Here is an 18,772-nt window from a genome sequence, read left to right as displayed (position 1 = left end):
TCCCAAAATATGGGATGCAAAATTATATATTGAGATTATTCGGTGGTCGGGTTTATAGTCGGCTCCAGCAGTAACACGCACTCACACTTAAAAAGAACAAAACAGGTGAAGTGATGCAGCGAATCTCTATCGCACTCCCCAACGGAGTCAGCGTCTCGCAACGGCCCGGCGTCGCTCGCCGCGCCTGCCTGTTTCGTTTCCACAGTCTTCCAGACCGGACATCGGCAGATGCCCGGTTTTTTTGTGCTGACGAACAGGAGTCCTGATCCATGGCTGAACCTCTTTCCTTGCCGCCGGTGCCTGCGCCGCCGAAGGGTGAGCGTCTGAAAGACAAAGTGGTGCTGCTGACCGGCGCGGCCCAAGGCATCGGCGAAGCCATCGTCGCCACCTTCGCCTCACAGCAGGCCAGGCTGGTGATCAGCGATATTCAAGCAGAGATGGTCGAGAAGGTTGCCGCGCACTGGCGCGAGCAGGGCGCTGACGTGCAGGCGATCAAGGCCGACGTCTCGCGCCAGCAAGACCTGCATGCCATGGCCAGACTGGCGGTTGAGCGGCACGGGCGCATCGACGTGCTGGTCAACTGCGCCGGGGTCAACGTGTTCCGCGATCCGCTGCAAATGACCGAAGAAGACTGGCGTCGTTGCTTCGCCATCGATCTGGACGGCGCCTGGTACGGCTGCAAGGCCGTGTTGCCGCAGATGATCGAGCAGGGCGTCGGCAGCATCATCAACATCGCCTCGACCCATTCCTCCCACATCATTCCCGGTTGCTTCCCGTACCCGGTGGCCAAGCACGGCTTGCTCGGACTGACCCGGGCGCTGGGCATCGAATACGCGGCGAAGGGCGTTCGGGTCAACGCCATTGCCCCGGGCTACATCGAGACGCAACTCAACGTCGATTACTGGAACGGCTTTGCCGACCCGCAGGCCGAGCGTCAGCGCGCATTCGATCTGCACCCGCCGAAACGTATCGGCCAGCCGATTGAAGTGGCCATGACCGCGGTGTTTCTGGCCAGTGACGAAGCGCCGTTTATCAATGCCTCGTGTATCACCATCGATGGTGGACGCTCGGTGATGTACCACGACTGAATAGCTTGGATTTCAGGCGGTGAACTCCGCGTGAAATCCAATCATCATACGATATGACTATTTTCAACAGGCTTTGCAGCAGTACGTGTCACGCCACCACACCTGTGGCGAGGGAGCTCGCTCCTGCTCGGCTGCGCAGCAGTCGTAAATTCGGGCTGCGCGGTGTGTTTGATTGACCGAGGTAACCGGTTTTAGGGCCGCTTCGCAGCCCAGCGGGAGCAAGCTCCCTCGCCACAAGCTGTTTAATTTGCTCAAGAAAAATAACAAGGAGTCAGCTTATGAAACGTCGTTTCGGGATTCGTACCCTGTGCAGTGCCGCGCTGGCGGTCACCGCGTTCAGTCTGAGCAGTACGCTGCTCGCTGCCGACGCCGTGAAAATCGGTTTTCTGGTCAAGCAGGCTGAAGAGCCATGGTTCCAGACCGAATGGGCCTTCGCCGAAAAAGCCGCCAAGGACAAAGGCTTCGAACTGATCAAGATCGCCGTGCCGGACGGCGAGAAAACCCTCTCGGCCATCGACAGCCTTGCGGCCAACGGCGCCAAAGGCTTCGTGATCTGCCCGCCGGACGTCTCGCTCGGCCCGGCAATCATGGCCAAAGCCAAACTCAATGATCTGAAAGTGATCGCCGTCGACGACCGTTTCGTCGACGCCAGCGGCAAGTTCATGGAAGACGTACCGTACCTCGGCATGGCCGCGTTCGAAGTCGGCCAGAAGCAGGGCAACGCGATGGTCGCCGAAGCGAAGAAACGCAACTGGGACTGGAAAGACACTTACGCGGTGGTCAACACCTACAACGAACTCGACACTGGCAAGAAGCGCACCGACGGTTCGATGAAAGCGCTCGAACACGCCGGCCTGCCGAAAGACCACATCCTGACCGCCGCGCTGAAAACCCTTGATGTACCCGGCAGCATGGACGCCACCAACTCGGCGCTGGTCAAGCTGCCCAGCGCAGCGAAGAACCTGATCATCGGCGGCATGAACGACAACACCGTGCTCGGCGGCGTCCGCGCCACCGAAGCCGCCGGGTTCGCTGCGGCCAACGTGATTGGTATCGGCATCAATGGCACCGACGCCATCGGCGAGCTGAAAAAGCCCAATAGCGGTTTCTTCGGTTCGATGCTGCCAAGCCCGCACATCGAAGGCTACAAGACCGCCGAGATGATGTACGAGTGGGTCACCACCGGCAAAGAACCGCCGAAGTACACGGCGATGGACGACGTCACTCTGATCACCCGCGAGAACTTCAAGCAAGAGCTGGAAAAAATCGGCCTGTGGAACTGATGGCTGCTCGATCGGTGTGAAGAGGTGACTCAGATGCACGCGCAAGTACAGACACATGTAAACAGCAGCGGCGGCAGCCTGCGCTTCAACGGGATCGGCAAGACTTTTCCCGGGGTCAAGGCGCTGGACGCCATCAGCTTCGTCGCCCACCCGGGGCAGGTGCACGCCTTGATGGGCGAGAACGGCGCCGGCAAATCGACCCTGCTGAAAATTCTCGGCGGTGCCTACATCCCGAGCAGCGGCGAGTTGCAGATCGGCGAGCAGACCATGGCGTTCAAGTCGACCGCCGACAGCATCGGCAGCGGCGTCGCGGTGATTCACCAGGAGCTGCATCTGGTGCCGGAAATGAGCGTGGCCGAGAACCTGTTTCTCGGTCATCTGCCGGCCAGGCTCGGCCTGATCAATCGTGGTGTCCTGCGCCAGAATGCCTTGGCTTGTCTCAAGGGCCTGGCCGATGAAATTGATCCGCAGACCAAGGTCGGGCGCCTGTCGCTCGGCCAGCGGCAACTGGTGGAAATCGCCAAGGCGCTGTCCCGTGGCGCGCATGTGATCGCCTTCGATGAGCCGACCAGCAGCCTCTCGGCGCGCGAAATCGACCGTTTGATGGCGATCATCAGCCGCCTGCGCGATGAGGGCAAAGTGGTGCTCTACGTCTCGCATCGCATGGAAGAGGTGTTCCGCATTTGCGACGCGGTGACGGTGTTCAAGGATGGCCGTTACGTGCGCACCTTCGATGACATGAGCCAGTTGACCCACGATCAACTGGTGACCTGCATGGTCGGCCGCGACATTCAGGATATCTACGATTACCGCAGTCGCCCACGCGGCGCGGTGGCGTTGAAGGTCGACGGTTTGCTCGGCCCGGGCCTGCGCGAACCGGTGAGTTTCGAGGCGCACAAGGGCGAGATTCTTGGGTTGTTCGGCCTGGTCGGGGCCGGGCGCACCGAGCTGTTCCGGCTGCTCAGCGGGCTTGAGCGCAACACCGCCGGACGCCTGGAATTGCGCGGCCATGAACTGAAATTGCGCTCACCGCGCGACGCGATTGCCGCCGGGGTTCTGCTATGCCCCGAGGACCGGAAAAAAGAAGGGATCATTCCGCTGGCCAGCGTTGCCGAGAACATCAACATCAGCGCGCGCGGCGCCAATGCCAGCCTCGGCTGCCTGCTGCGCGGGCTGTGGGAGAAGGGCAACGCCGACAAGCAGATCAAGGCGCTGAAAGTCAAAACCCCGCACGCCGGTCAGCAGATCAAATTCCTGTCCGGCGGCAATCAGCAGAAGGCCATTCTCGGTCGCTGGCTGTCGATGCCGATGAAGGTCTTGCTGCTCGACGAGCCGACTCGCGGCATCGACATCGGGGCCAAGGCCGAGATCTACCAGATCATCCATAACCTGGCCGCCGATGGCATTTCGGTGATCGTGGTGTCCAGCGACCTCATGGAGGTGATGGGCATTTCCGACCGCATTCTGGTGCTCTGCGAAGGCGCGCTGCGCGGCGAAGTCAGCCGCGACCAGGCCAATGAATCCAACCTGTTGCAACTGGCTTTGCCGCGCCATCGCGCTGACGGCGTGGCGAACTGAGAGGTGACTATGATGACCATCCAAAACAAGGCGCTGCCGACTCCCCGCAAACCGCTGGACCTGCGGCGCTTCCTCGATGACTGGGTCATGCTGCTGGCGGCGATCGGCATCTTCGTCGCCTGCACGCTGCTGATCGACAACTTCCTCTCGCCACTGAACATGCGCGGGCTGGGCCTGGCGATTTCCACCACCGGCATCGCCGCGTGCACCATGCTTTACTGCCTGGCGTCGGGGCACTTCGACTTGTCGGTAGGCTCGGTGATCGCTTGCGCCGGCGTGGTGGCGGCGGTGGTGATGCGCGACACCAACAGCGTATTCCTCGGCGTCAGCGCGGCGCTGGTGATGGGCCTGATTGTCGGGCTGATCAACGGCATCGTGATTGCCAAGTTGCGGGTCAACGCGTTGATCACCACGCTGGCGACCATGCAGATTGTTCGCGGCCTGGCCTACATTTTTGCCAACGGCAAAGCGGTGGGCGTGTCGCAGGAATCGTTCTTCGTCTTCGGCAACGGCCAGTTGTTCGGCGTGCCGGTGCCGATCCTGATCACCATCGTCTGCTTCCTGTTCTTCGGCTGGCTGCTGAACTACACCACCTACGGGCGCAACACCATGGCCATCGGCGGCAACCAGGAAGCAGCGTTGCTCGCCGGGGTCAACGTTGACCGGACCAAGATCATCATTTTCGCCGTGCACGGCGTGATCGGCGCACTGGCCGGGGTGATTCTGGCATCGCGCATGACCTCCGGGCAGCCAATGATTGGCCAGGGTTTCGAGCTGACTGTAATTTCGGCGTGTGTGCTCGGCGGCGTGTCGTTGAGCGGCGGGATCGGCATGATCCGGCATGTGATTGCCGGGGTGCTGATTCTGGCGATCATCGAAAATGCGATGAACCTGAAGAACATCGACACGTTTTATCAGTATGTGATTCGCGGTTCGATTCTGTTGCTGGCCGTGGTGATCGACCGCCTCAAACAACGCTGATTCCCGCTCAGCACGCGAACCTGTGGGAGCTGGCTTGCCAGCGATTTCGGTTGATCATTCAACATTAACTTTGAATGTTCCGCCGCCATCGCTGGCAAGCCAGCTCCCACAGGTGGTTGCGCCGCGCCAGACCTTCCGTCATCTCTCCTAAAAATTCCTTGCTCGCCCGCGCCCGTTTCGGGTATCAATTTGTACATGATTAGACAGGTACGATTTGACAAGAAACAACGGGTGGTCGACGAGCTCGTCCGGCGTATCGAAAGCGGCCTCATGGAGGACGGCTTTCTGTTGCCCGGCGAGCATCAGTTGGCTCAGGAATTCAACGTCAGCCGTGGCACGTTGCGCGAGGCGCTGGCCGAGCTGAAGCGGCGCAATTACATCGCCACGCAAAGCGGGGTCGGCTCCATTGTCACGTTCGACGGTGTAGCACTCGATCAGCGCAGCGGCTGGGCGCAGGCGCTGGCCGACAGCGGGGCGCTGATCAACACTGAAGTGCTGCGCCTGGAAGCCGTGACCCGGCCCGATCTGCTCTCGCGGTTTGGCACCGACCAATTCATCACCCTCGACCGCCGTCGCCGCTCCAACGACGGCACTCTGGTGTCCCTTGAACGCTCGTTGATGCCGGCCACCGGCGGCCTGGAAAGCCTGCCGCGGGTCGGTCTGATCGACAACTCGTTGACCATTACCCTCGCGGCCTACGGCTACATCGGCGAGCGCGGTGATCAGTGGATCGGCGCCGAACCGCTGAATGCCGAAGACGCTGAGCTGCTCGGGCGCCCGGTGGGGACGGTGTTCCTCAAGGCCCTGCGCACCACCTACGACCGGCAGAACCGTTTCATGGAACAGGTCGAAAGCCTGCTCGACCCGGTGCATTTCCGCCTGCACCTGCAATTTGGAGAATCGAAATGACCGCGCTCAACCGTGCCCTTGGTGCGTTTTATGGCCTGGCCCTCGGTGATGCGCTGGGCATGCCGACGCAATCGCTGAACCGTGAAACGATCAAGATCCGCTTCGGCTGGATCACCGATCTGCAGGATGCTGGTCCTCTGCAACCAATAGCCGCCAACATGCCCAAAGGCTCGATCACCGACGACACCGAACAGGCGATTCTGGTCGGCGAGTTGCTGATCGAGGGCAAGGGCCGCATCGAGCCGGCCGTGCTCGCCCAACGGCTGATCGAGTGGGAAGCCGAGATGCAGGCCAAGGGTTCGCAGGACCTGCTTGGCCCGTCGACCAAACGCGCCATTGAAATGATCCTAGCCGGCCACTCGCCGGAGGAGGCCGGGCGTTATGGCACCACCAACGGCGCGGCGATGCGCATTACCCCGGTGGGCATTGCGGCGGATGTCGCCGATCCACAGCGTTTCATTGCGGCGGTGGTGCAGGCCTGTCAGGTCACCCACAACACCACGCTGGGGATTTCCAGTGCGGCGGCGGTGGCGGCGGTGGTCTCGGCCGGGATCAACGGCATGGATCTGGGCCAGGCGTTGAACCTCGGCCAGCAGATTGCGCAACAGGCCGAGGCACATGGGCACTGGGTGGCCGGCGGGCGCATCGCTTCGCGCATCAGTTGGGCGCGAACCATCAGCGTCGATAGTGACAAGGCGCTGCTGGCGGATCTGCTGTACGACGTGATCGGCACGTCGGTGGCATCGCAGGAATCGGTGGTGGTCTCATTCGCCCTGGCGCAGCAAGTGGCGGTCGGCGAGATGAGTGCGTTCGAAGCGTTGTGCATGGCCGCCAGCCTGGGCGGTGACACCGACACCATCGCGGCGATTCTTGGCGCCATGCTCGGGGCCTGCCTGGGTCTTGAGAGTTGGCCTGCCGAGATGATCAAAACGGTGAAGGCTGTCAATCATCTGGAGCTTGAGCCGTTGGTGCAAGGTCTGTTGGCCTTGCGTTGATTCAATTGACGCCTTCGCTGGCAAGCCAGCTCCCACAGGGATCGTGCATATCTTAAGGTTCACTTTGAACCTGTGGGAGCGGGCTTGCCCGCGATAGGCGCGACGCGTTTATGAATTATTCACCCGCAATGGATCGCACAGACAGGCCCGGGAAGGCCACAGATGTCTTGTCGTTTTGCGTCATTGCCACAACCACAATAAAGGCAAACAGGAGCACTGTTCATGAGTTCATCAAACGTCGGGCCAAGCGCCGGGCAACTGGAAACCCGGGGTATCGAGCCGGTGCCGGAAGCCGAGTGCAACGGCCATCCGTTGCAACTGTTCTGGGTCTGGTTCGCTGCCAACATTTCCATTCTCGGACTGCCGCTGGGCGCTACGCTGGTGGCGTTTCGCGGGCTGGCGATCTGGCAGGCGATCATCGTCGCGATTGTCGGCGCAGCCGGTTCGTTTGCGGTGGTGGGGATCATCTCGATTGCCGGCCGCCGCGGCCGCGCGCCGAGCCTGACCCTGTCGCGGGCGATCTTCGGCGTGCGCGGTAACATCGGCCCGACCCTGGTCTCGCTGATGTCGCGTCTGGGCTGGGAAACCGTCAACACCACCACCGCGGCATTCGTGTTGCTGTCGCTGTGCTCGATCCTGTTCGGCTCGCCGGTGGAAGCGAAAAGCGCGCCCGTGCTGACGCTGATCTTCATCGCTATTTTCGTGTTGCTGACCCTGTCGGTTTCCGGTCTCGGACACGCGACGTTGCTGGTGATCCAGAAGTGGGCGACCTACGTGTTCGGCGCGCTGAACATTCTGGTCGGCGGCTTCCTCTGCGCGACGATCGACTGGAGCGCGGTGTTCAACGCCACGCCAGCGCCGCTGAGCGCAATGATCATCGGCATCGGCACCATGGCCGCCGGCACCGGGATCGGCTGGGCCAACGCTGGCGCGGACATGTCGCGCTATCAGCACCGCAGCGTCAAGGCGGTGCGGCTGGTGGCATCGGCGGCGTTCGGTGCGGGGATTCCGCTGGTGCTGCTGATCACCCTCGGCGGCCTGCTGTCGGTGGGTAACAACGACCTGGCATCGGCGACTGACCCGATCGTGGCAATCCGCGACATGCTGCCAACGTGGATGGCCGTGCCGTACCTGATCACCGCATTCGGCGGACTGCTGCTGTCGAACAACCTCTCGGTGTACTCCGCCGGTTTGACCACGCTGACTTTGGGTCTCAAGGTCAAACGCGTCTACGCGGTGGTGGTGGACATCGTCGCGATCTTCGCCGGCTCGATCTACTTCATGCTGATTGCCGACAGCTTCTACGGCCCGTTCATCACCTTCATTTCCCTGCTGGCGGTGCCGATCACCGCGTGGGTCGGGATCTTCGTCGTCGACCTGATTCACCGGCATTACTACAGCCCCAACGACCTGCTTGATGTCAGCCCGAGCAGCGCCTATTGGTATCGCGGCGGCATCGAGTGGCGCGCGTTCGGCGCCTGGGCGATTGCCATCGTGCTCGGCTTCAGTTTCACCACCATCGGCACCACCGCCGAGAATGTCTGGTTCAAAGGCTTCCTGTCTGACTCGTGGCTGGGCCACAACGGTCTGGGCTGGATCGTGACCTTCGTGGTGGCCGGTGGCATTTACCTGGTTCTCGGCGGGGCGAAAGACCGCCGCGCCGCGCAAGTCGAGAATGCTCATGCCTAAGATGTTGCACACCGGCCAGGTCATCATTGACCTGGTCATGGCGGTGGATCAGTTGCCGCAAATCGGCGGCGATGTGCTGGCGCAGTCTGCGGCGTTCGAGGCCGGCGGCGGTTTCAACGTGATGGCCGCTGCCGTACGCAATGGTTTGCCGGTGGTTTATCTCGGTCGCCACGGCAGCGGGCGTTTCGGTGATCTGGCGCGTCAGGCGATGAACGCCGAAGGCATTCACATCGGTATACAGACGCCTGCGCAACGCGACACCGGGATTTGCGTGGCGCTGACCGATGCGTCGGCCGAGCGCAGTTTCATTTCCTACATCGGCGCTGAAGGTGAGGTGACCTGGGAGGATTTGAACAGCGTGACCGCCGAGGCGGGCGATTACGTGTATGTGAGCGGCTACAGCCTGCTGCATGCAGGCAAGGCGCAGGCACTGCTGGACTGGACGCTGGCGCTGCCGGACGCGATCAACGTGGTGTTCGATCCGGGCCCGCTGGTGGAGTCGCCGGACTCGGCGTTGATGCGGGCGCTGCTGCCGCGCATTGATGTGTGGACCAGCAACAGCGTCGAAGCGTTGCGCTTTACCGGGGCGGCGGACATTGGCGCGGCACTGGACCGACTCGCCAAACACTTACCGCGAGAAGTGCTGTTGGTGGTACGCGACGGGCCGCAGGGGTGCTGGATTCAGCAGGCCGATGAGCGGCGGCATGTGCCGGGGTTCGCCGTGAAAGCCGTGGACAGCAACGGTGCGGGTGATGCGCATGCCGGGGTGTTTGTCGCCGGGTTGGCGCAGGGCCTGGATGCGCATGAGGCGGCGCGGCGGGCGAATGCGGCAGCGGCTTTGGCGGTGACGCGATGGGGGCCGGCTACAGCGCCGGTGGCGGCTGAAGTGGATGTTTTTATCCGCGAGTCCTGCGGCGACTGAACTGACGCTTTCGCGAGCAGGCTCGCTCCCACAGGGAGATTTGCGTCGTTCACAGTTCCCTTTGTGGGAGCGAGCCTGCTCGCGAAGGGGCCATACGGCTCAGCACAAAAAATATGGATCAGCCCGCTTTGCGCAACGCCGCAATCAACTCATCCTTGCGCATCGAAGAACGCCCGGCGATATTCTTCGCCCGCGCCTCTTTCCTCAGACTGTCCACGGTCTGCGTCTCGCGCGACGCCTTGCTGTCGCGCGCATGTCCTTCACGACTGGCCACCGCTCGCCGCGATGATTCCTTGCGATCTCCGGACTTGGCACTCGCCGGTTTTCTGCGTCCGGAGCCGCCAGCCTTTTCGCCGCCGCCCGACTGTTTGTTGACCGTCGCCCAGGCCCGCGCTTCGGCTTCGTCCTTGGACAGGCCTTTGTGCTCGTAGCTGTCTTCGATGTGTTCAGCCTTACGTTTTTGCTCGGCGGTGTATTTGTCTTTGCTTCCACGAGGCATGGGATTTCTCCTTGCATCAGTAGATGGGTTTCATGTGTAGGAGCTGCCGAAGGCTGCGATCTTTTGCTTTTAAAAAACAAGATCAAAAGATCGCGGCCAGCGGCAGCTCCTGCATGATCATGCGTTCACACAACCACCGCTTCTAGACATCCAGCTTTCGCGCCGCTTCGACGCCCGCGGCACTGAGCTTGATCGGCAGATTCAACGAGTGTTCGCCGGCCTCGTTGCAAGTCACATGACCATGGTGAATCAGTCCGCGATCCTGCAGGGCGGCGAGGGCGCTGGCCACGACTTTCTCACCGCGATAGTTGTCCAGCACCTCTTTGCCCAGTCCGCTCGGATGGGCGTGCAGCAGGCGGGTGAGGACTTCTTTTTCCAGGTTTTTATCGACGTTCATGGTTACCTCTTCATGGATGTGAATAGGACGCTCGCGTCGGCGAACTACTGACCGCTGCCTTCGGAACCCGAGCCACCGGTGGTGGTTTTCGAGCCGATGCCGGGGCCGGCGTTATCGGGTGTGGCGGGGGAGTCGGGGGTGTTCATGCCACCCTGGCGACCGGGATCACTGCCTTGGGTGCGCGGATCGGTGCCGGTGGCGGGTGGCTGATTGATCAACGGAACGCCGGAGCCATCGGTGTTCATGCCCGGGGCACTGTTAATGGCGGGAGCGCGTGGTGACGGAACCGGATCGGTAGGACCGGTGCCTGCTGCGGTGGTAGAAGCGGCGAAAACCGCAGGACTCAGCAGGGCGGCGAAGACGAGGGCAGTCAACCTTGACGGGATCATAGGGCTTCTCCAGTGATTGAATTCCTTACCTTTCGTTGGTCTGCCCCTGGACTGGATTGGTGCCTGATGAACGACGAACGGTCGAGACACAGGTCATCAATCGATGCCGATTTCCTCCTTGAACTGCTCCATGAAACCCTTCAGACGCTGATGGCGGATCTGCGCCAGACGCTGACCGGCGCCAGTCTGAAAACCGTCGGCAAGGTGCAGCAGTTTGGTCTGGAAGTGGTCGAGGCAGAAGCGTGTGTCATCGTAGTCACGTGTCTTGGCTTCGGGGTCGCGTGGATCGTACAGCGCACTGCCCATGCGCCCGGCAACGTAGAAGGTACGGGCAACGCCGAGCATGCCCAGCGAATCGAGACGATCGGCGTCCTGGACCAGTTTTGCTTCGAGGGTGAGCGGGGTGATATTGGCGGAGAAACTGTGGGCTTCGATGGCGTGGCTGACGGCGGCGATTTTGCTGGCGGGCCAAGCCAGTTCAGCCAGCACATTGGCCGCTTTGTCAGCGGCAAGGCGCGAGGCCTGCGAGCGCAGCGGCGAGTTCTTCTCGACAGCTACGCAGTCGTGCAGCAGCACGGCGGCGAGCAACACTTCGAAGTCGCCGCCTTCCTCGGCCTGCAAGGTGCGCACGGTGTGCCAGACCCGTTGCAAGTGAGCGAGGTCGTGGGCGCCGTCGTCGGAGGTCTCCAGAGCGTGGGGCAGCAACTCGGCGGCGAGTGAGGTGAGCGGGGCAAAAGCAGCGGCGTTCATGAACATCCTTGCAGACTTACCTGAATTTCGAAGCCCATGATACTTCTGTGGTGAGGGGATTTATCCCCGATGGAGTGCGAAGCACTCCCATTTTTCAAGGCTGCTGCGCACCCCATCGGGGATAAATCCCCTCACCGCAAGGTTCTGTACCAGGTATTGAATGTGACGAGCGCTGCCCACGGCTTTAGTATGGCGCTTTCCCTTTTCCGACAAGGCCCGTTCATGACGATCGAAATCCGCCCGGCGACCCCCAGCGATGCGCCGCAAATCCTCGCCTTCATCACCGAACTGGCAGATTTCGAAAAGGCCCGCCACGAAGTGATCGCCAGCGTCACCGATATCGAGCGCAGCCTGTTCAGCGAAGGCGCCACGGCCCATGGCCTGATCTGCCTGCGTGACGGTATGCCAATCGGTTTCGCGGTGTTCTTCTTCAGCTATTCGACGTGGCTCGGCAGCAACTGCCTGTACCTCGAAGACCTCTACATCACTCCCGAACAACGCGGCGGCGGTGCCGGTAAAACCCTGCTGCGGCATCTGGCGAAAATCGCCTGCGACAACGACTGCGGCCGCTTCGAATGGAGTGTGCTGGACTGGAACACCCCGGCCATCGAATTCTACAAATCCCTTGGTGCGCAGCCGCAGGAAGAGTGGGTGCGCTATCGCATGGATGGCAAGGTGTTGCGCGAGTTTGCCGAGGGGTAGTTGATCCCTCAGGAAAAGATCGCAGCCTTCGGCAGCTCCCTCCTACAGAAGATTGATCATCCTCTGCAGGAGCTGCCGAAGGCTGCGATCTTTTTTTGGGTCAATCCCATAATATGGGAACGATATTTATATATTGAGATTTGTCTGCGCCAAGGTTTATAGTCCGTCGCACTCACTGCCAAAAACAAAACAGGTGATGCGATGCAAGCGCAATTGATCGCGCTCGATTGGGGGACGACCTCATTACGTGCTTACAAACTCGCAGCGGGCGCAGTGGTGCTGGAGCAGCGTGCGCTGTCGTTCGGGATCATGCAGTTACCGAAGACGCCGCGAGTCATCAACGGTGGTGAATGCACCGACGGTTTTGAACTGGCCTTCGAAGAGGCGTGTGGCGACTGGCTCGATGCGCAGCCGGATCTGCCGGTGATCGCCTGCGGCATGGTGGGCAGCGCTCAAGGCTGGCGCGAAGCGGCTTACTGCGAGACGCCGGCAAACGTCGCCAATCTCGGAAACTCCCTACAAACGCTGGTCAGTCTGCGCGGCACACGGGTGCATATCGTGCCGGGGGTGATTCAGCGTTCGCGTCTGCCCAATGTCATGCGCGGTGAAGAAACCCAAGTCCTCGGCGTGCTGCAGAACTTGCCGGCCGAGGCGGGCGGCGATCTGTTGATCGGTCTGCCGGGCAGCCATTCCAAGTGGGTGGAAGTGATCGACGGCTGCATCACGCATTTCGATACGTTCATGACCGGCGAAGTGTTCGCCGTGCTCAGTGAACACAGCATTCTCGGGCGTACCCAGCAACAGGGTGCAGCGTTCGACGGGCTGGCGTTTGACCGTGGCGTGCAAGTGGCGCTGTCGGCGGACGGCGAACTGGGTGTGCTCTCCACATTATTCAGTGCCCGCACCTTGGGCCTGACCGGCGAACTGGTCCCGACGGCGCAAGCGGATTACCTGTCCGGGCTGATGATCGGCCATGAACTGGTGGCGCTTGCCGCCGTGCAGCGGCGTCGGCGCCACAGCGTGCACCTGCCCGCAATCATCCTTATTGGCAACGCGCAACTCTGCGCCCGTTACGGCCGTGCGCTCGAGGCCTGCGGTTTCGCTCGCGTCACGCTGGCCGAGCAGGCCACCGAGCGTGGCCTGTGGCAACTGGCGCTGGCCGCCGGCCTGCTCGATTCCTCATCCCGTTAACCCTGACTGGAGGCCTGACATGCTCAAGCAAGCACTGGCACAAAACGGTCTGATCGCGATTCTGCGTGGCCTGCATCCGCAGGAAGCCGCAGCGGTCGGAGAAGTCCTGTATGCCGCCGGATTTCGCGTCATCGAAGTACCGCTCAATTCCCCGTCGCCGTATGAAAGTATCCGCATCCTGCGTCAGACCTTGCCCGCCGATTGCCTGATCGGTGCCGGTACGGTGTTGACGCCGGATCAGGTCGAATTGGTGAAAGAGGCTGGCGGCCAGGTGATCGTCATGCCGCACAGCGATGCCAAGGTACTGCGAGCAGCGAAAGCGGCGGGGCTGTACCTGTCGCCGGGTGTCGCCACGCCGACCGAAGCCTTCGCGGCGCTGGAGGAGGGCGCGGACATTCTCAAGCTGTTCCCGGCCGAGCAGATGGGCCCGGCAGTGGTCAAGGCGTGGCTCGCGGTGTTGCCTTCAGGGACGGTGCTGGCGCCGGTTGGCGGGATCACCCCGGACAACATGCAAGCGTTCATTGACGCCGGCGTAAAAGGTTTCGGCCTCGGTTCCGGCCTGTTCAAACCGGGCATGACGGTTGAGCAAGTGGCGGCCAATGCCGAAGCCTACGTGGCCGCGTGGAAAGCCCTTCGCTGAGATTTATCCGGCGCTGCGTGCGCTGCATCTAACAAGAGAGACAAGCAGATGAAAATCACCAAACTCACCACCTTCATCGTCCCGCCGCGCTGGTGCTTCCTCAAGGTCGAAACCGATGAGGGCGTGACCGGTTGGGGCGAGCCTGTAGTCGAAGGCCGCGCCCACACCGTCGCGGCCGCGGTCGAGGAATTGTCCGACTACCTGATCGGCAAAGACCCACGCAACATCGAGGACATCTGGACCGTGCTGTACCGCGGCGGCTTCTACCGCGGCGGCGCGATCCACATGAGTGCGCTGGCCGGTATCGATCAGGCGCTGTGGGACATCAAGGGCAAGGCCCTTGGCGTGTCGGTCAGCGATCTGCTGGGCGGTCAGGTGCGCGACAAGATTCGTGTGTATTCGTGGATCGGTGGCGATCGTCCGGCCGACACCGCGCGTGCCGCCAAAGAGGCGGTAAGCCGTGGTTTTACGGCGGTGAAAATGAACGGCACCGAAGAGCTGCAGTTCCTCGACTCCTTCGAGAAAGTCGATCTGGCCCTGGCCAATGTCGCCGCCGTGCGCGATGCGGTCGGGCCGAACGTCGGCATCGGTGTCGACTTCCACGGTCGGGTGCACAAGCCGATGGCCAAGGTGCTGATGAAGGAGCTCGACCCGTACAAACTGATGTTCATCGAGGAGCCGGTGCTCAGCGAAAACTATGAGGCGCTGAAGGAGCTGGCGCCGTTGACCAGCACGCCGATTGCCCTCGGTGAGCGGCTGTTCTCGCGCTGGGACTTTAAACGGGTGTTGAGCGAAGGTTACGTCGACATCATCCAGCCGGATGCCTCCCACGCCGGCGGCATCACCGAAACCCGCAAGATCGCCAACATGGCCGAAGCCTACGATGTGGCGCTGGCGCTGCATTGCCCGCTGGGGCCGATTGCGCTGGCGGCGTGTCTGCAACTCGACGCGGCTTGTTACAACGCGTTTATCCAGGAACAGAGCCTGGGTATCCATTACAACGAGAGCAACGACTTGCTCGACTACGTGAAGGATCCGCGGGTGTTCGATTACGACCAAGGCTTCGTGAAGATTCCGAACGGGCCGGGGCTGGGTATCGAGATCAACGAGGAATACGTGATCGAGCGTGCCGCCGTCGGCCACCGCTGGCGCAACCCGATCTGGCGTCATGCCGATGGCAGTTTTGCCGAGTGGTGAGTCTCTTCTGACCCACCCAAAATCCATTGTGGGAGCTGGCTTGCCAGCGATGACGGCGGCACATCCGACATTGATGTAACAGATGCACCGCTATCGCTGGCAAGCCAGCTCCCACAGGGTTCGGCGCAAGTTTTACGACTGTCCTCAAATAATCATAAAAAGAGGCACCCCCCATGCCAACGCAAACCCTCACCGGGCAGGCGTCTTTAGTCACGCCTAGCCGCAAGCGGTTTTTCATCATGGTGCTGCTGTTCATCACCGTGGTCATCAACTACCTCGACCGCAGCAACCTGTCGATTGCCGCGCCCGCGCTGACCAGCGAACTGGGCATCGATCCGGTTCACGTCGGGCTGATTTTCTCCGCATTCGGCTGGACCTACGCTGCGATGCAGATCCCCGGCGGCTGGCTGGTGGATCGCGTGCCACCGCGCATCCTCTACAGCGTCGCGCTGCTGCTGTGGTCGCTGGCCACGGTGCTGCTCGGCTTCGCCGCGAGTTTCATTGCGCTGTTCGTGCTGCGCATGGCGGTCGGCGCGCTGGAAGCGCCGGCCTATCCGATCAACAGCCGCGTGGTCACCACCTGGTTTCCCGAGCGCGAGCGGGCCACGGCAATTGGTTTCTACACCTCCGGGCAGTTTGTTGGCCTGGCGTTTCTGACCCCGGTGCTGGCCTGGCTGCAACATGAATTCGGTTGGCACATGGTGTTTGTTGCGACCGGTGCGGCGGGCATCATCTGGGCGGCGATCTGGTACGCGGTGTATCGCGAACCGCGAGATTTCAAGGGCGCCAACAACGCGGAGATCGACCTGATCCGCGAGGGTGGCGGACTGGTAGACATTCAAGCGCAAGCAACCAAGGCCTCGTTCAGCTGGACCGATCTCGGCATCGTCCTGAGCAAACGCAAGTTGTGGGGCATCTACCTTGGCCAGTTCTGCCTGAACTCGACGCTGTGGTTCTTCCTGACGTGGTTTCCGACCTATCTGGTGAAATATCGCGGCATGGACTTCATCAAATCCGGCCTGTTGGCGTCGCTGCCGTTTCTTGCCGCGTTCATTGGCGTGCTGTGTTCGGGGTTCTTCTCCGACTTGTTGATTCGCCGTGGCTGCAGCGTGGGCTTTGCGCGCAAGTTGCCGATCATTGGCGGACTGCTGATTTCCACCTCGATCATCGGTGCCAATTTCGTTGAATCGACACCGCTGGTGATCGCCTTCCTGGCGCTGGCATTTTTCGGTAACGGGCTGGCCTCGATCACCTGGTCGCTGGTCTCGACCCTCGCTCCGGCGCGCTTGCTGGGGCTGACCGGCGGGGTGTTCAACTTCATCGGCAACCTGTCGGCAATTGCCACGCCGATTGTCATCGGTTTCCTCGCCAGCGGTGATTCGTTCGCCCCGGCAATTACTTACATCGCGGTTCTGGCGCTGGTCGGTGCATTGTCCTACGTGCTGCTGGTGGGCAAGGTCGAGCGTATCGAGTTGTAGTCGTCTGCGTCGGGCGACCATAATGCCGCCCGTTCCCTCGCTCAACGGTAAAGGCTGGATATGCAGGAAGACGCCCCGGAAAAAACCAAGGACGCCGCACCCACCGGCACCCAGACGCTGCTTCGCGGCCTGGGTGTGGTGCACGCGGTGGCCAGTGGCGCCCGAGATCTGAAAGAGATTGCCCGGCTGATCGGCACCACGCGCAGTACCACCCATCGTCTGGCCAGTTGCCTGGTGGACGAGCGCTATTTGCGCGTAGTGCCGCAAATCGGCTATCTGCTGGGGCCGAAGCTGATCGAGCTGGGGTTTCAGGCGCGTGAAGAGTTGCCGCTGGTGAGTCTGGCCGGGCCGTATCTGGACGAGTTGTCGGCGCTGACCGGCGACACCGTGCACCTGGGCATTCGCGAAGGCGACGAGGTCTTGTACCTACTGAAGAATCCGGGGCGCAACGGCCCGGAAATGCGTTCGCGTGTCGGCCACCGCATGCCGTTGGCGCGCACCGGGATCGGCAAGGCGTTGATGCTCGATGATGCGCCGCAGGATTGGCAGCGCCTGTACGACATCAGCCTGCCGGCGGGTGGGAAAAGTCAGTTCTGGCCGCAGCATCCCCAGCAATCGTGGGAACAGCTCGAGCAGCGCATGACCGAGTACGTGGCCGGCGGCTATGCCTTCGATCTGGAGGACAACGAACCGTCGATCCGCTGCGTGGCGGCGCCGATTCGCGATGCGAGCAAGCGCATTGTCGCGGCCATCAGCATCGCCAGCACCGTGCCGTACATGCCGCTGGAAAAAATGGCCGAGCTGATCCCCCTGATCAAAGGGGTCACGGCCCGGCTCTCGGCAGAACTCGGTCTGAAGGTTTAAAGCTTCAAGGTCGCCATGTCGATCACGAAGCGGTACTTCACGTCACCGGCAATCATCCGCGCGTAAGCTTCGTTGATCTGGCGGATGTCGAGCATTTCGATGTCGCAGGTGATGTTGTGCTCGGCGCAGAAATCCAGCACTTCCTGGGTTTCGGCAATACCGCCGATCAACGAGCCGGCCAGGACTCGACGGCCCAGCACCAGGTTGGCGGCGTGCACGGGCGGATCGATCGGTTCAATCAGGCCGACCAGAATGTGCACGCCATCAAAGCGCAGGGTTTGCAGGTACGGGTTGAGGTCGTGCTGCACCGGAATGGTGTCCAGCAGGAAGTCGAAACGGCCCGCAGCGGCGGCCATTTGCTCGGCATCGGTGGAGACGATCACATGATCGGCGCCCTGACGACGGCCTTCTTCGGCCTTGCTCGCCGAACGGGTGAACAGCGTGACTTCCGCGCCCATCGCCTTGGCGAACTTGATGCCCATGTGACCGAGGCCGCCCATGCCGAGAATCCCGACCTTGTCGCCGGCCTTGACCCCGTAGTGCTTGAGCGGTGAGTAGGTGGTGATGCCGGCGCAGAGGATCGGCGCGGCGCTGGCCAGATCCAGTTTTTCCGGAATGCGCACCACGAAGTGCTCGCTGACCACGATGCTGTCCGAATAACCGCCCATGGTGTTGCTGCCGTCGACCCGGTCCGGGGTGGCGTAGGTCATGGTCGGGCCTTCGAGGCAGTATTGCTCGAGGTTCTGCTGGCAGGCGGCGCAGGTGCGGCAAGAGTCGACCATGCAGCCTACACCGACCAGGTCGCCGACTTTATGTTGAGTGACGTTGGCACCGATGGCGGTGACTTTGCCGACGATTTCGTGGCCCGGCATCAACGGGTACACGGCGATGCCCCATTCGTTGCGCGCCTGGTGGATGTCGGAGTGGCAGACGCCGCAGTACAGAATCTCGATCGCCACGTCGTCGGCGCGCGGGCTGCGGCGTTCGAATTTCATCGGGGCGAGGGGAGTGGTGGCCGATTGAGCGGCATAACCGATAGCGGTGTACATGAGAAACCTCGCAGAAGCAGTGACAGGTGAGGTGGCGCATTTTGGGCGCCGACTGCCGCTGCGGCCATGACGATTCCTCCGGGTCTCATGCCTAATCCTCCGGCATGCAGGTCTGGGCAAGCGCAGTGGCAAAAGGATCTGCGATGATGCTTGCATGCCTTTTTCCGTGAC

The 18,772-nt window shown here is 61.7% G+C and carries 19 protein-coding genes; 14 read left to right on the top strand and 5 right to left on the bottom strand.

All coding sequences use genetic code 11. The features are described from left to right. Positions 1–269 precede the first annotated feature (269 nt). The 8 genes from AC193Q_RS12230 to AC193Q_RS12195 all read left to right on the top strand — a co-directional run bounded on the left by AC193Q_RS12230 (position 270) and on the right by AC193Q_RS12195 (position 9,445). Positions 270–1,088, top strand: coding sequence for an SDR family oxidoreductase (locus AC193Q_RS12230; protein ID WP_483879569.1), 819 nt, complete (start codon positions 270–272; stop codon positions 1,086–1,088). Between the two features lie 278 nt (positions 1,089–1,366). Beyond that, a complete protein-coding gene (locus tag AC193Q_RS12225) occupies positions 1,367–2,371 on the top strand; it encodes a substrate-binding domain-containing protein (RefSeq protein ID WP_121186631.1) in 1,005 nt (334 codons plus the stop codon). 33 nt (positions 2,372–2,404) lie between these two features. Next, entirely contained in the window at positions 2,405–3,949 is a 1,545-nt protein-coding gene (araG, locus tag AC193Q_RS12220; protein ID WP_483879568.1) for an L-arabinose ABC transporter ATP-binding protein AraG, read from the top strand. Between the two features lie 12 nt (positions 3,950–3,961). Beyond that, complete coding sequence (gene araH / locus AC193Q_RS12215) at positions 3,962–4,930, top strand: L-arabinose ABC transporter permease AraH (RefSeq protein ID WP_027612371.1); 969 nt, start codon at positions 3,962–3,964, stop codon at positions 4,928–4,930. A gap of 195 nt (positions 4,931–5,125) precedes the next feature. Further along, positions 5,126–5,839 carry a GntR family transcriptional regulator gene (locus AC193Q_RS12210; protein ID WP_027612372.1) on the top strand — a complete coding sequence of 238 codons (714 nt, stop codon included), beginning with the start codon at positions 5,126–5,128 and terminating at the stop codon, positions 5,837–5,839. Further along, positions 5,836–6,834, top strand: a complete 999-nt coding sequence (locus tag AC193Q_RS12205) for an ADP-ribosylglycohydrolase family protein (protein ID WP_121186627.1) — start codon at positions 5,836–5,838, stop codon at positions 6,832–6,834. The genes AC193Q_RS12210 and AC193Q_RS12205 overlap by 4 nt, the downstream gene beginning before the upstream one ends. Before the next feature lie 222 nt (positions 6,835–7,056). Then, positions 7,057–8,523, top strand: a complete 1,467-nt coding sequence (locus AC193Q_RS12200; protein WP_483879567.1) for a purine-cytosine permease family protein — start codon at positions 7,057–7,059, stop codon at positions 8,521–8,523. After that, positions 8,516–9,445: a PfkB family carbohydrate kinase gene (locus AC193Q_RS12195; protein ID WP_483879566.1), complete on the top strand. Its 930-nt coding sequence runs from the start codon at positions 8,516–8,518 to the stop codon at positions 9,443–9,445. The genes AC193Q_RS12200 and AC193Q_RS12195 overlap by 8 nt, the downstream gene beginning before the upstream one ends. Positions 9,446–9,563: 118 nt before the next feature. Here the strand turns inward: AC193Q_RS12195 and AC193Q_RS12190 are convergent, their stop codons facing one another. The 4 genes from AC193Q_RS12190 to AC193Q_RS12175 form a co-directional block, all read right to left on the bottom strand. Further along, on the bottom strand, positions 9,564–9,944 hold the full coding sequence (locus tag AC193Q_RS12190) for a Rho termination factor N-terminal domain-containing protein (protein WP_483879565.1): 381 nt from the start codon (positions 9,942–9,944) through the stop codon (positions 9,564–9,566). Between the two features lie 142 nt (positions 9,945–10,086). Next, positions 10,087–10,341 carry a hypothetical protein gene (locus tag AC193Q_RS12185; RefSeq protein WP_007961959.1) on the bottom strand — a complete coding sequence of 85 codons (255 nt, stop codon included), beginning with the start codon at positions 10,339–10,341 and terminating at the stop codon, positions 10,087–10,089. A gap of 44 nt (positions 10,342–10,385) precedes the next feature. Next, positions 10,386–10,730, bottom strand: a complete 345-nt coding sequence (locus AC193Q_RS12180) for a hypothetical protein (RefSeq protein ID WP_047295624.1) — start codon at positions 10,728–10,730, stop codon at positions 10,386–10,388. 96 nt (positions 10,731–10,826) lie between these two features. Next, the gene (locus AC193Q_RS12175; RefSeq protein WP_047295622.1) at positions 10,827–11,480 is read right to left on the bottom strand and encodes an HD domain-containing protein; all 654 of its coding nucleotides are present in this window, start codon (positions 11,478–11,480) and stop codon (positions 10,827–10,829) included. 222 nt (positions 11,481–11,702) lie between these two features. Here AC193Q_RS12175 and AC193Q_RS12170 point away from each other — a divergent pair, with 222 nt between their 5' ends. The 6 genes from AC193Q_RS12170 (at position 11,703) to AC193Q_RS12145 (ending at position 17,552) form a co-directional block, all read left to right on the top strand. Then, positions 11,703–12,182 (top strand): GNAT family N-acetyltransferase, encoded by a 480-nt coding sequence (locus AC193Q_RS12170; RefSeq protein ID WP_047295620.1) that lies wholly within the window; start codon positions 11,703–11,705, stop codon positions 12,180–12,182. A 201-nt stretch (positions 12,183–12,383) separates the two neighbouring features. After that, entirely contained in the window at positions 12,384–13,373 is a 990-nt protein-coding gene (locus AC193Q_RS12165; RefSeq protein ID WP_047295618.1) for a 2-dehydro-3-deoxygalactonokinase, read from the top strand. Between the two features lie 19 nt (positions 13,374–13,392). Continuing rightward, positions 13,393–14,013, top strand: coding sequence for a 2-dehydro-3-deoxy-6-phosphogalactonate aldolase (locus tag AC193Q_RS12160; RefSeq protein WP_095668608.1), 621 nt, complete (start codon positions 13,393–13,395; stop codon positions 14,011–14,013). Positions 14,014–14,061: 48 nt separating this feature from the next. Continuing rightward, the gene (gene dgoD / locus AC193Q_RS12155; RefSeq protein WP_007961968.1) at positions 14,062–15,210 is read left to right on the top strand and encodes a galactonate dehydratase; all 1,149 of its coding nucleotides are present in this window, start codon (positions 14,062–14,064) and stop codon (positions 15,208–15,210) included. A 173-nt stretch (positions 15,211–15,383) separates the two neighbouring features. Then, the gene (locus tag AC193Q_RS12150; protein WP_095668609.1) at positions 15,384–16,688 is read left to right on the top strand and encodes an MFS transporter; all 1,305 of its coding nucleotides are present in this window, start codon (positions 15,384–15,386) and stop codon (positions 16,686–16,688) included. Positions 16,689–16,748: 60 nt separating this feature from the next. Beyond that, the gene (locus tag AC193Q_RS12145) at positions 16,749–17,552 is read left to right on the top strand and encodes an IclR family transcriptional regulator (protein WP_041069258.1); all 804 of its coding nucleotides are present in this window, start codon (positions 16,749–16,751) and stop codon (positions 17,550–17,552) included. On the opposite strand, the gene AC193Q_RS12140 is transcribed toward AC193Q_RS12145, so the two are convergent. Further along, positions 17,549–18,601 (bottom strand): NAD(P)-dependent alcohol dehydrogenase, encoded by a 1,053-nt coding sequence (locus AC193Q_RS12140; RefSeq protein ID WP_041069261.1) that lies wholly within the window; start codon positions 18,599–18,601, stop codon positions 17,549–17,551. The two genes, AC193Q_RS12145 and AC193Q_RS12140, sit on opposite strands and share 4 nt — an antisense overlap. Positions 18,602–18,772: the final 171 nt, after the last annotated feature.

The sequence above is a fragment of the Pseudomonas sp. F2 genome, from assembly GCF_057174385.1.
This window is presented reverse-complemented; position numbering and strand designations above follow the sequence as displayed.